General features: G+C 60.3%; 12 protein-coding genes. 5 read left to right on the top strand and 7 right to left on the bottom strand.

Going from position 1 to position 12,801, the window contains the following annotated elements; all coding sequences use genetic code 11:
• Positions 1 to 295 precede the first annotated feature (295 nt).
• From prpD to L1075_RS13240, 5 genes are all read right to left on the bottom strand, one after another.
• Positions 296 to 1,780: a 2-methylcitrate dehydratase gene (gene prpD / locus L1075_RS13260; protein ID WP_246895388.1), complete on the bottom strand. Its 1,485-nt coding sequence runs from the start codon at positions 1,778 to 1,780 to the stop codon at positions 296 to 298.
• 55 nt (positions 1,781 to 1,835) lie between these two features.
• Positions 1,836 to 2,963, bottom strand: a complete 1,128-nt coding sequence (gene prpC, locus L1075_RS13255; RefSeq protein WP_246942270.1) for a bifunctional 2-methylcitrate synthase/citrate synthase — start codon at positions 2,961 to 2,963, stop codon at positions 1,836 to 1,838.
• A 70-nt stretch (positions 2,964 to 3,033) separates the two neighbouring features.
• Complete coding sequence (gene prpB, locus L1075_RS13250; RefSeq protein WP_246942268.1) at positions 3,034 to 3,915, bottom strand: methylisocitrate lyase; 882 nt, start codon at positions 3,913 to 3,915, stop codon at positions 3,034 to 3,036.
• A complete protein-coding gene (locus L1075_RS13245; protein ID WP_052444980.1) occupies positions 3,912 to 4,691 on the bottom strand; it encodes a GntR family transcriptional regulator in 780 nt (259 codons plus the stop codon). Before L1075_RS13245 ends, prpB begins: the two co-directional genes overlap by 4 nt.
• Before the next feature lie 130 nt (positions 4,692 to 4,821).
• The gene (locus L1075_RS13240; RefSeq protein ID WP_246942265.1) at positions 4,822 to 5,697 is read right to left on the bottom strand and encodes an alpha/beta fold hydrolase; all 876 of its coding nucleotides are present in this window, start codon (positions 5,695 to 5,697) and stop codon (positions 4,822 to 4,824) included.
• Positions 5,698 to 5,824: 127 nt separating this feature from the next.
• Here L1075_RS13240 and pabB point away from each other — a divergent pair, with 127 nt between their 5' ends.
• The 4 genes from pabB to L1075_RS13220 all read left to right on the top strand — a co-directional run bounded on the left by pabB (position 5,825) and on the right by L1075_RS13220 (position 9,840).
• A complete protein-coding gene (gene pabB, locus L1075_RS13235) occupies positions 5,825 to 7,207 on the top strand; it encodes an aminodeoxychorismate synthase component I (RefSeq protein ID WP_246942264.1) in 1,383 nt (460 codons plus the stop codon).
• 8 nt (positions 7,208 to 7,215) lie between these two features.
• The gene (locus tag L1075_RS13230; RefSeq protein ID WP_246942261.1) at positions 7,216 to 8,274 is read left to right on the top strand and encodes a FecCD family ABC transporter permease; all 1,059 of its coding nucleotides are present in this window, start codon (positions 7,216 to 7,218) and stop codon (positions 8,272 to 8,274) included.
• A complete protein-coding gene (locus L1075_RS13225; RefSeq protein ID WP_246942259.1) occupies positions 8,271 to 9,053 on the top strand; it encodes an ABC transporter ATP-binding protein in 783 nt (260 codons plus the stop codon). The genes L1075_RS13230 and L1075_RS13225 overlap by 4 nt, the downstream gene beginning before the upstream one ends.
• Before the next feature lie 166 nt (positions 9,054 to 9,219).
• Positions 9,220 to 9,840: a phosphoadenosine phosphosulfate reductase domain-containing protein gene (locus L1075_RS13220; RefSeq protein WP_246942257.1), complete on the top strand. Its 621-nt coding sequence runs from the start codon at positions 9,220 to 9,222 to the stop codon at positions 9,838 to 9,840.
• 95 nt (positions 9,841 to 9,935) lie between these two features.
• Here the strand turns inward: L1075_RS13220 and cysB are convergent, their stop codons facing one another.
• On the bottom strand, positions 9,936 to 10,907 hold the full coding sequence (cysB, locus tag L1075_RS13215) for an HTH-type transcriptional regulator CysB (protein WP_040242243.1): 972 nt from the start codon (positions 10,905 to 10,907) through the stop codon (positions 9,936 to 9,938).
• 259 nt (positions 10,908 to 11,166) lie between these two features.
• Here cysB and trxA point away from each other — a divergent pair, with 259 nt between their 5' ends.
• Positions 11,167 to 11,490, top strand: a complete 324-nt coding sequence (trxA, locus tag L1075_RS13210; protein WP_075369080.1) for a thioredoxin — start codon at positions 11,167 to 11,169, stop codon at positions 11,488 to 11,490.
• An 87-nt stretch (positions 11,491 to 11,577) separates the two neighbouring features.
• On the opposite strand, the gene L1075_RS13205 is transcribed toward trxA, so the two are convergent.
• Positions 11,578 to 12,672, bottom strand: coding sequence for an AI-2E family transporter (locus L1075_RS13205; protein ID WP_246895381.1), 1,095 nt, complete (start codon positions 12,670 to 12,672; stop codon positions 11,578 to 11,580).
• Between the last annotated feature and the right edge of the window lie 129 nt (positions 12,673 to 12,801).

Below are 12,801 nucleotides of genomic sequence, written 5' to 3'. Positions count from 1 at the left end.
CGGGCGCCTCGCAAGGAAGGCGTATTCTACCGAAAGTGCCGTGATTGTCAAGGCGTTAACCGAGGTGACAATCGCTGATAGCGCCTTGAACCGCGGCGTCATCAGAGGCCTTTCGAGGTGCGGCGCATTTTACCGAATCCGGCGTCACTGTCAAGCGAGAAAGCCACCCGAAGGGTTGAATTTCTCAAGCACGTCAGCCACTTGCGCTACCCTTTCACCGCTGGCCACGAAGTCCGTCGCCGGCAGCGGATGCGTACTTTACGGATCCGCCGGCGCGAACGCAAGGGGTTTTTGCTCAGATTACGAAACGGTCGACGAAGCGGTGTACAGGGGTGCTTTCCAAGCACGCCTGATCAGCGCACAGCGCCAGAATCTCATCGCAGTGTCGTGCCGGGAAGCGAGTCGCGAGGTTAGCGCTAAACTTCTCTTCCAGAAGGGGCATACCTTCCTCCCGGCGCCGACGGTGGCCGATGGGATATTCGACAGCCACTTGCTCGGTCTTGCTGCCATCTTTGAAGAACACCTGAATCGCGTTGGCGATGGAGCGCTTGTCGGCCTCGAGATACTCGCGGGTATAGCGCGCGTCCTCTACCACTTCCATTTTGTCACGCAATTGATCGATGATCGGGTGTGACTCATGAAAGGCATCTTCGTAATGCTCGGCGACCAGTTGGCCGAAGATCAAGGGAACGGCCGTCATGTACTGAAGGCAATGATCGCGGTCAGCGGGATTGGCCAGATGCCCTTGTTTGGAGATGATGCGAATCGCCGACTCATGAGTGGTGATCACGATCCTGTCGATGTCGTCCAGGCGGCCCTTGACCTGAGGATGCAGCGTTACGGCTGCTTCGCAGGCGGTTTGAGCATGGAACTCAGCCGGAAAACTGATCTTGAACAGCACGTTTTCCATGACATAGGAGCCGTACTCCTGACTGATACGGAAGTGGCGATCATCTTCCGGTTTGAGCTGCTGGTCCTTGTTGGTCTTCGTGAACAGCACATCATAGAAGCCCCATTGCGGTGCGCTCAGCACACCCGGGATACCCATTTCGCCACGCATGGCGATATCCGCCAGGCGCACGCCACGCGAAGTTGCATCGCCCGCCGCCCAGGACTTACGTGACCCGGCGTTCGGTGCATGCCGATAAGTGCGCAGGCTCTGGCCGTCGACGAAGGCATGCGACAACGCGGCAAGCAGCTGTTCGCGATCCGCGCCCATCAACTTGGCGACCACCGCCGTCGAGGCGACTTTGACCAGGGCGACGTGATCGAGCCCGACCCGATTGAACGAGTTCTCGAGTGCCAGCACGCCCTGAATCTCATGAGCCATGACCATCGCCTCGAGTACGTCACGAACGGTCAGCGGCGCCTCGCCTTCGGCCACGCGCTTTTGCGACAGATGATCGGCAACCGCCAGGATTCCCCCCAGATTGTCCGAGGGATGCCCCCACTCTGCCGCCAGCCAGGTATCGTTATAATCCAGCCAGCGAATGATGGCGCCGATATCCCAGGCCGCCTTGACCGGATCGAGACGCAGTTGGGTGCCTGGTACCCGCGCACCGTGGGGCACCACTGTCCCCTCGACCAAAGGCCCTAGATGCTTGGTGCACTCGGGAAAGCGCAGTGCCAACAAGCCGCATCCCAGTGTATCCATCAAGCAGTAGCGGGCGGTTTCCAGTGCCTCCTGACCGGTGACACGATATTCCAGCACATAATCGGCGATCGCCTGCAGCTCGGGATCGTAGTCAGGGCGCTGGTTCTGTTCGACGTTGGCACTCATGTTGATTCCTTGAAGTCAGGCTCGGAAGCTCGAAGCTCGAAGCTCGAAGCCAGTATTATTGACGCTGCCCGATCGGTAGCCATCCTTGCTTCGCCGGTCCAACATAGTCCGCGCTAGGCCGGATGATGCGGTTGTTCTCGCGCTGCTCGAACACATGGGCACACCAGCCGGTAAGGCGCGAACACACGAAGATCGGAGTGAACAGCTTGGTGGGAATGCCCATGAAGTGGTAGGCGCTGGCATGGAAAAAGTCGGCGTTACAGAAAAGTTTCTTCTCACGCCACATCACCGCCTCGACACGCTCGGAGACAGGGTAGAGCCGCGTGTCGCCCACATCATCCGCGAGGCGCTTTGACCACTGCTTGATGATGGCGTTGCGCGGGTCGGATTCGCGATAGATCGCGTGCCCGAAGCCCATGATCTTTTCCTTGCGCTCGAGCATGCCCAGCAGCTCGCGCTCGGCCTCTTCAGGTGTTTGCCAGTCCTCGATCATCGCCATCGCCGCTTCATTGGCTCCTCCATGCAATGGGCCACGTAGCGAGCCAATAGCGCCGGTCACGCAGGAATGAATATCCGACAGCGTCGAGGCGCACACTCGGGCGGTGAAGGTCGAGGCATTGAACTCATGCTCGGCGTAAAGAATCAACGAGACGTTCATCACCCGTGCATGCCACTCAGAAGCGGGCTCGCCATGCAGCAAATGCAGGAAATGGCCGCCCACCGAGTCATCGTCGGTTTCGGTATCGATGCGCACGCCGTCATGGCTGAAGCGATACCAGTAGTTAATGATCGAGGGGAACGCCGCCAGCATCCGGTCGCTTTTATCCTGCTGCTCGGCGAAGCCTTCCTCCGTCTCGAGATTGCCCAGCATCGAGGCCCCGGTACGCATCACGTCCATCGGATGGGCATCAGCGGGAATCTGCTCGAGCACCGCCTTCAGCGATGCGGGAAGGCCGCGCAGCGACTTGAGCCTGGCCACGTAGGCGTCCAGCTCCTTCTGGTTAGGTAACTTGCCCTTGAACAACAAATAGGCGACTTCCTCGAAGCGCGCGTGCTCAGCGAGGTCGTGAATGTCATAGCCACGATACGTCAACCCGGAGCCGGACTGGCCAACGGTACATAACGCAGTGCTGCCGGCGCTCATGCCGCGCAAGCCGGTACTGGTGGGCGTGTTATCCGCCATGGCGAGCCTCCTTGTGCCAGATCGTTATCGTTGTTGCCTTACGCTGATAGCGCCAGCCACACCTACCGTTTCACTGGTCCTCGTCGAACAAGGCATCCAGCTTGCGCTCGAAGGCGTGGTAATCGAGAAACTCGTAAAGCTCATCGCGCGTCTGCATCTTGTCGAGGACATCGCGCTGATGCCCATTGTCGTGAATGCTGCGATACACCTCGAGTGCCGCGGCATTCATGGCACGGAAGGCCGACAGCGGATACAGCACCATGCGGCAGCCCACGTCATGCAGTTCCTGCTGAGTGAACAATGGCGTGGCGCCGAACTCGGTGATATTGGCCAAAATCGGCGCATTGACGCCCGTGCAGAATGCACGGTAGTCCTCGAGGCTATGCACGGCCTCGGCGAAGATGGCATCGGCACCGGCTTCGAGACAGGCATTGGCGCGCTCGATGGCCGCTTCCAAGCCTTCCTTCTGGAAGGCATCGGTACGCGCAATCAAATAAAAATCGTCATCCAGACGCGCATCGACTGCCGCCTTGATGCGGTCCACCATCTCTTGCTGCGACACGATGGCCTTGTTGGGCCGGTGTCCACAGCGCTTCTGCGCGACCTGGTCTTCCAGGTGCACCGCCGCCACGCCAGCGCGCTGCATTTCCTTGATGGTGCGCGCGATATTGAATGCCCCGCCCCACCCCGTATCGATATCGACCAGCAGCGGCGTGTCTGAGGCCGCCGTAATACGCCGTGCGTCCTCGGCGACATCGTTCATCGTGGTCATGCCCAGATCGGGCAAGCCGAAGGACGCATTGGCCACGCCGCCCCCGGAGAGGTAAATCGCCGGATGCCCGACCTTTTCGGCCATGAGAGCCGTATACGCGTTAATGGTGCCGACGATCGGCAAGGGACGATGCGCGTCGAGCGCGGCGCGGAAGCGGACGCCCGGTGTGGGATGGCTCATGACGTCGTATTCTCCTCGAAACGGGTTTGGGACGCCTGCTCCTCATCGAGTGTCTCGGCATAATGCTTGGCGACATTCTCGCGAGACGCGCTGACGTGGCGACGCATCAAGAGTTCGGCCAGCTCCTCGTCGCCCGCCTCGATGGCGTCGACGATACGATGATGCTCGACGAAGGCACGCTGCGGACGGGCGCCGCTGGCACTGAATTGCGTGCGGTAAAGGCGCACTAGGTAATAAAGGTCGTCACACAGCATGGTCATCAGCATGCGATTGTGGCTGCCCTGCACGATGCAGTAATGGAAATCCAGGTCACCCTCTCGCTGGAAATAGGCCTCGTCGCGCTGCAGGTCCTCCTGACGCTCGTGAACTGCCAGCACATCGCGCAGTCCGGCGATTTCCGGCGCCGTCATGTGTCGCGCTGCCAGACGCGCCGCCATGCTCTCCAGGGCTTCGCGCAGATCGAACAACTCCAGCAGTTCGCGCATGGAGAGTTTGACTACGCGTGCACCGACATGCGGGATACGCTCGATCAAGCGGTGGGCTTCCAGGCGACGCATTGCCTCGCGCAACGGGCCACGAGAGATGCCATAGGTCTTGGCCAACCCCGGCTCGGTGATCTTGGCTCCGGGGGCCAGTTCACCCCGCACGATGGCGCTTTGCAGTTGGTGAAAGACGCGCTCGGCAAGTGTGCGCACTTCGGGAGCGTCGTCATGACCAGTCGCCGATTGCCAAGCATCATGAGAATCAGCGTTATGAGGTAAAGTAGGAAGCGTCATTTAATTGTCGACAATAAAGAATAAGTATTACTTTAGTAATCTACCCCAAAAGGGTCAACTGCCTGAAGCCTGGCGCTACTACACCTTTCGCCGCATAACCAGCACTCACCGGTGAGCATGTTGTCGACAATCAACCATCTTCACCCTTGTTAAATGAAGGTGCTTCTTGCAACAGGCCGGCGAGCCGCCGGGGTTTTTGAAACGGCAGAGAATGGTCAGTGCCCGGCAGTTCAATGTAGCGCCAGTCGGACCGTCGCTGCGCCAATGTTGAGTGATAGGCTTGCATGGCCGCGAGGCTTTTGCCTCCCACGACACTCGTCACATCATGTTGCGCCTCGAGCAAGGCATCGCGGTCGAGATGCCGGACGGCATCGGTCACGCAATCCAGCGCATTGGCGAACCCCAGTGGGCGGTGCGCGAGGCGGCGTATCATCATGCGCTCGGCCCGTGGGTTGCGCGAGCGATGTGGTGCAATCAAATCCAGAAAGGCGACGATACCTGCTTCCGGCGTCGACGCCTCGCGCATGGCACGTGCCGCCTCGGCATAGCCCTCGCGCACTCGCACCATGGTCGCGCGGTCTTCGCGCTCCAGAAGTGCCGGCTCGAGCAGCATCATACGTCCGATGCGGGTACCCAAGCGCTGCTTGAGCCGCATCGCTACCAGCCCGCCAAACGAATAGCCCATGACATCGCATTGATCGATATCCTGGGCGTCGAGCAAGGCTTCGACATCGTCGACGACTTCATCCAGCGAGAAAGGCCGCTCACGGCCATCCGCCGCACGCGTCGCCCCCATGCCCCGCAAGTCGGGCATCAGGAACGTCCGCCAGGCATCGAGATACGTCACCATCGGTCTCCAGGTCAGCTCGGCCGCCACTCCGGCACCGTGCAGCATGACGACCTTCCCCGCGCCTGCTCGACGCTCGAGGCGACGCCAATGGCACTGCTGATCCGGGCGCGCCAGCGTGCCTTGCCGCAACTCGCCCTCGTCCAGCGACGTTGTCATATTCATCATCCTCTATGTGTCGCGCCTCTGGGGCGTTGAATGGCCGTCATTATCCGCACACGCTCATGGGCGGACAAATCCGGCCAGCTTCCCTAAAATGAGTCGCCCGCGACAGGAAGCTGCACCGATGCCGACACTCGAATTGACGCCCCTGCCCTATCATGGCGATCCACTGGCACGCTTCGAGCGTCTGCGCCGTCGCCCCGACGCCGTACTGCTGGATAGTGGCTTCCCAGCGGCCCCCGGCGGGCGTTACGACATTCTCGCCAGCGACCCCATCGCATGGCTGGAAGTGAACCGAGACGGCCAGGTCACTAGTGACGTCGCGAACCTTCCCGATGATCCGCTCGCCGCTCAGCGTGCCTTGCTCGAGCGTCTTCCCGCCACCGACATGACGAGTGAACTGCCGTTTCTAGGCGGTTTGATCGGCTACTGGAGCTACGATTTCGGGCGGCATCTGGAGGCGTTTTCAGGCCATGCTTGCGAGGCGGTCACGCTGCCCCACAGCCGTGTCGGACTCTACGACTGGGCCCTCATCCACGATCATCACACCCGCCAAGCCTGGCTCGTGGCTACGCCGGCGCGCCGCGCCCAAGTGTTGGCATGGCTACAAGCCACGCCATCGCCAGCCCCGCCGTTTAAGCTGCTGGCCCCCTTTCGAGGTGAACTCGACCGCGCCGCTTACGGCGAGCGCTTCCGTGCCGTGCAGCATTACATCCGCAGCGGCGACTGTTACCAGATCAATCTGGCCCAGCGTTTCAGCACCCACTACCAAGGCGATTTATGGCACGCCTATCGGCGGCTGCGCCAAGCAACGCCGACGCCTTATGGCGCCTATCTCGCCTGGGACGACAAGGGCATTCTATCGTTGTCGCCGGAACGCTTCCTCGAAGTCGTCGAAGGACGCGTGGAAACGCGTCCCATCAAGGGCACTCGGCCGCGCGGCAACACCTCTACTCAAGATCAGCACTACGCCCGCGAGCTGAGCGACAGCCTCAAGGATAACGCCGAAAACGTGATGATCGTCGACTTGCTGCGCAACGATCTGGGGCGCGTCTGTCAGCCGGGAAGCGTCCGCGTCCCCCAATTATGCGGCCTGGAGAGCTACGCCAACGTCCACCACCTGGTCAGCGTGGTGACCGGTGAGCTCGATGAGACACGGCATGCGCTTGATCTGCTGGGAGCAGCATTTCCCGGCGGTTCGATCACCGGCGCGCCCAAGGTCCGCGCCATGCAACTCATCGACAACCTCGAACCCAGTCGCCGCAGCGTGTATTGCGGGAGCATCGGCTACGTCGATACGCGCGGGCGAATGGACACCTCTATCGCCATCCGCACCGCCGTGGCGGATGCCGGTCAACTCCACCTGTGGGGCGGCGGTGGTCTGGTCGCCGACTCAGACGAGGAGGCCGAGTATCAGGAGACACTGGCAAAGATCTCGCGTTTGATGGAGGCGCTCGGCGCCGATGGGGCCCATGAGCGCGACGAATCGCGTATCCTGAGCGAATGACAACCGCAATGCCTGAGTCCTCTGCCATCAATAGTGTCACCCGGTATCGCACGCGGCGGCGGCGCCAGCGTCGTCTCATCGTCGGCGTCGCCGTGCTGACGCTTGCCATGGTTATCGTCGATATCGCCACCGGCCCGGGCCACTACTCGCTGCGCGATGTGCTCATGACCCTCGTCGCGCCAGGCGATGCATCGGACGCGCTGCGCGTCATCGTGTGGAACATTCGTCTGCCGGTGGCGTTGATGGCCATAGTCGTCGGTGTCAGCCTGGCTCTCGCCGGCGCCGAAATGCAGACCATCCTCAACAACCCCCTGGCCGACCCGTTCACGCTGGGCATTTCCTCGGCGGCGAGTGTCGGCGCTGCGCTCGCCATCACCCTCGGCGTGGGCATCGTGCCCTTCGCCGATACGTTACTGGTCACCGGCAACGCGTTCTTGCTGGCCCTGGCCGCGTCGCTGGTCATTTGGGGTGTCAGCCGCTTGCGAGGTGTTAGCGTGCAGACCTTGGTGTTGATGGGCATCGCCATCATGTTCTTCTTCAACGCCATGCTCGGATTGATGCAGTACGTCGCCTCCGCAGAGGCCCTACAACAACTGGTATTCTGGTCACTGGGCAGTCTCGGCAAGGCCAGTTGGAGCAAGGTCGGCCTGGCGACGCTGGCGCTTTGCGTGACGCTGCCGGTATTTCTGCATGCTGGCTGGCGACTCACCGCGCTGCGGCTGGGTGACCTTCATGCCCAGGCGATGGGCATCGATGTCGCGCGCTTGCGACTGCGCATCCTGCTGTGCTGCTCGCTGCTGGCCGCCACCGCCGTGGCCTTCGTTGGGACGATCGGTTTCGTCGGCCTGGTGGGCCCGCATATCGCGCGTTTGCTGGTCGGCGAGGACCAACGCGTCTTTCTGCCCATGTCCGCACTCAGCGGGGCATTGATCATGTCCGTCACCTCGATCCTCTCAAAAACCCTGGTGCCCGGCATTCTGCTGCCCATCGGTTTGCTCACCGCACTCATCGGGCTACCGTTTTTCGTCTCGCTGATCCTACGCAGCCGCAAGGAGATGTGGGGATGACGCTCACGCTCGGCCGTCTCGATTGCTACTTGGGTAGCACATCCGTCCTCGAGGGCATCGCCGGTCTCGAGGCACGCCCCGGCGAGATCACCGCTCTGGTCGGCCCTAACGGCGCGGGAAAATCGACACTGCTCAAGGCCATCGCCGGTCTCGAGCGCGCCGACGGCTCGCTCATGCTGCATGGCCAGGAATTGATGACGCTATCGCTCGAACGACGTTCCCGGTATCTTTATTACTTACCTCAAGAGCTCGGCTCACGTGCCGTGCTCAGTGTGTTCGAAGCCGTCTTGCTGGCGCGCCGTACTTGCATTCACGAACCGCATGAATGCGCACTGCTCAAGGTGCAGGCGACGCTTCAGGCTCTTGAGTTGGAGCCGCTGGCCGAGCGCGAACTGAACCAGCTCTCGGGCGGGCAGCGACAACGAGTCGCCATTGCCCAAGCCGTGACGCGCGAACCCTCACTGCTACTGCTCGACGAACCGACCAGCGCGCTGGATCTTCATCATCAATTGCAGGTGCTCGACTGGCTGACCCGCCTCGCTGCGCAGCGCCATATCATCATCGTCATCGCCATTCATGACCTGAGCTTGGCGGCGCGTTTCGCCCAGCATGTATGGATGCTCAAGGCAGGCCGTGTCGCCGCCAGCGGCACTCCCGGCGACGTCCTGACCCATGCACGTCTGCGCGATGTCTATGCCATCGAGGCACACATCGAATGGCCGGACGACGAGCCGCCCCGTATTACGCCCCTTACAGCGATTCACCCCCTGGGACGATGACCGCTCACGTTCATGCAGTTAGGTTCTAACAGGACAATCACTGCCTTCGTTAAAGGCATATAAGCTTCGAACCAATCGATATTGGGGGATCGTTTTGGCGATTTGCTAGGGTATGGCCATTCGTCGAAGTCGACAGACTTCACGCCACCTTCCACAGGAGATCATCATGTCGCTCGATATCGATGCCATCAATCGCGAGCTTGGTCACGACCCAGAGGCTCTGGTTCGCTGGGCGCTCTCGCTCGATGGCAAGGCGATCTGCACTACCAACTTCCGGCCCTTCGAAGCGGTGATCCTGCATATGATCACGCAGGTACAGCCGGACATCCCCGTGGTCTGGATGGATTCCGGCTACAACACCGAGGCCACTTATCGCTTCGCAGAAGAGACCAGCCAACAGTTGGGCCTCAACTTGACGATTTATCACCCCCGACGTTCACGCGGGCATCGCGATGCCGTCGAGGGTGAGTTTCCGACTATCGACGATCCGCGCCACGCGGCGTTCACCGAGGAAGTCAAGCTTGAGCCGTTCCAGCGGGCGCTGCGCGAGGCCGCACCGCGTGTCTGGCTCACCGCGCTGCGCGCCGAAGACACCGCCGAGCGTGCCCAGATGCAGCCGGTATCGATTAATCAGGATGGCTTGATCAAGGTCGCCCCGGTCCTGCATTGGACGGCCAAGGACATGTATCAATACCTACAGAAGCACGACTTGCCCAACAACTTCGATTACTTCGACCCCACCAAGGTGGAAGATAAGCGCGAGTGCGGGCTGCACCTTCAGCACTAGACGCTGAGTCTAACCATCGAATAGATGACACGAATGCGAGCCATGCCGATGCCGCCTCCACGGGGCATCGGCATTCTCGTATTAACAGGCCGCTCTCAGCGCACCGGCAACTCGATGCCTTCAAACAGAACCTGCTCGTGACGCGGCCCCGCCGCCAGCGCAGCTTCAATGCTGTCTCGATCGAGGTGGGGGGCGAAGCGATTGACGAAGTCGAACATGAAGCCGCGCATGAAGGTGCCACGACGAATGCCGATCTTGGTCGTCGAGCTGGCGAACAAGTGGCTGGCATCGAGTGCCACCAAGTCACGATCAACGACAGGGTCGACCGCCATGTGCGCCACAATCCCAACGCCGAGCCCCAGGCGAACGTAAGTCTTGATGACATCGGCATCGGCGGCAGTGAGTACCACGTTGGGCGTCAGATCATGTGCCTTGAAAGCATCGTCGAGCTGCGAGCGGCCGGTAAAGCCGAACAGGTAGGTCACCAGCGGATACTCGGCCAAGGCTTCGAGCGTCAATGTTTCTACCGACGCCAAGGGGTGATCTTGAGGAACCAGCACGCAGCGGTTCCAGCGATAGCATGGCAATAGCACCAAGTCAGTAAAAAGCTCCAGCGACTCGGTGCAGATCGCGAAATCGGCCTGCCCTTCACTGACCATCTGGGCGATCTGTTTGGGTGTGCCCTGCTGCATGTGCAAGGCGACATCAGGATACTTTTGCCGGAACTCGTGAATGACCGGCGGCAAGGCATAACGCGCCTGGGTATGTGTAGTGGCGATCGATAGGCTACCGCGCCGCTCGTCGCTGTGCTCCTGCGAGACGTGCTTGATATTGTCGACGGTGCGTAGCACCTTGCCGGCCAGCTCGATGATCGCCTCACCGGCCGGAGTCACGCGGGTCAGGTGCTTGCCGCTACGCGCGAAGATTTCCACCCCCAGCTCATCCTCCAGCAAGCGTATCTGCTTGGAAATACCCGGCTGAGAAGTAAACAGACTCTGCGCGGTGGCGGAGACATTGAGGTTGTGCCGGGCAACTTCCCAGATATAGCGCAGTTGCTGGAGTTTCATGAGCGATGCCTCCCGACCTGGCAATCTTTTATGGCATAAAATTTAAATTTGTGATTACTTTAAAGCATATGGTGCGAGAGTAGAAGAGCGTCGACATCCTGGCAATACCGCACCGTGGTGGTGCGTGGAAAAGCGCCAACATGATAGGCTGATGCTATTGTCACCATACCGATGGGGCATTTGCCAGGGCCATGGTCAGCGGCTACCATCGCCTCATCTACGCTCGCAAAAGCGCAATGGAATACTGGAGAGATTCGTAATGGCTAATAATGTCGATGTCACCTCCGCTAACTTCGAGCAGGAAGTCGTCAACGCCGAACAGCCCGTACTGCTCAAGTTCTGGGCACCGTGGTGCGGTCCTTGCAAGATGATGGCCCCCGTAGTCGATGAAGTCGCCGATGAAAAAGCCGGTGGTCTCAAGGTCGTCAGCATTAATGTCGACGACGCACCGGAAATCGCCGCCGAGCAAGGCGTGCGCGGTGTTCCGACCGTGATGATGTTCAAGTCCGGCGCCAAGGTGGCTTCCTTGGTCGGCGCACAGTCCAAGTCACAACTGACACAGTTCATCGATCAGAACGCCTGAAGTCACGGCGTTAAGCTGTCGAAGTATGCCAACGATCGCCCCGCTCATGCGGGGCGATTGTCGTTACAGGCGTGGTCGGGGGCATGGTTACTCGGGAGGCGGTTCCGGGGATATCATCTCGGCACGACGGCGGCGCACGCGTTCAGAAGGGCTCAGTAATTTCGCTAACCAACGCGTTTCGGGATGACTATCCAGGGCAATCTTGAGCGTCATGGTCAGTGGTACCGACAGCAACATGCCCACGGGCCCGAAGATCCATCCCCATACCACCAGCGACAAGAACGCCACCAACGTGGAAAGTCCCATCGTGCGTCCCATGACCCGGGGCTCGATGATATTTCCCATGAGGAAATTGATCGCCAGATAGGCACCCGCCAGCAGCATCGCCTTGAAGGGGCCACCTTCCGGCATCGCCAAGGTCAAGAGCACGGCAGGAACGGCCGCCAAGGCCGAGCCGATATTGGGGATATAGTTGAGACAGAACGCCAAGGTTCCCCACAACAGCGCGAAGTCGACACCGATCAACATGCACGTGCCCCACACCAGTACGCCGGTCACCAAGCTGATTACCGTCTTGATGGCTAGGTAGCGCTTGAGATTGCGACTGAACTCGGTGAAACGCTGTAGGCTCGGCGCCGGATTGAGCAAGGCTTGCGAGACCTTGTTGCGAAACTCCAATGTCTCGAACAGCATGAAGATCACCAACAGCATGATCACAACGCTCTGCGAGAGCAAATTACCCACACTGCCAAGGAAGACGGGAACCCAATCGGTCGCCCGAGAGGCATCGAGAAGCTCGGAGACACCCTTGGGATCAATGGATATCCCCTGCCCCGCCAGCCATCGCAGCACGGTCAGATAGTGCTCTTGCAGCTGCTCCTGCAGCTTGGGCAAGGCGTCCATGAAGGTCGTGAAACTATTGCCGAGCAGTGCACCCAACAGGGTCACCAACACGCCGAGTATCAGCAACGTGACCAACACCGACAACCGCATGCCCAGACCGCGCTCATGCAGCCAATGCACCGGCGATGTGCAAATAACGGCGATGAACAGCGACAGCAATATGGGAATCAGCAAGTCGGCGCCGGCCTGCATGCCGCCAACGATGATCACCAAAGACGCCAAGGTCAGCATCAAGTTGAGAGGGAGGTTCTGGGAACCGGGATCTTGTCCGGGGGACATGGTGCGTTCGCATCCTTGACGAAACCAAGGTGTTATTCTGCCTGGCAGGGGTTACTTGCACAAACTCCATCCCCTTTCGCAATAGACAAACAAGGCGGACCCCACAAAGGTCCGCCAAGCATCGTTCAG

It is taken from the genome of Chromohalobacter beijerinckii (genome assembly GCF_023061185.1).
Taxonomy (GTDB): Bacteria; Pseudomonadota; Gammaproteobacteria; order Pseudomonadales; family Halomonadaceae; genus Chromohalobacter; species Chromohalobacter beijerinckii.
This window is presented reverse-complemented; position numbering and strand designations above follow the sequence as displayed.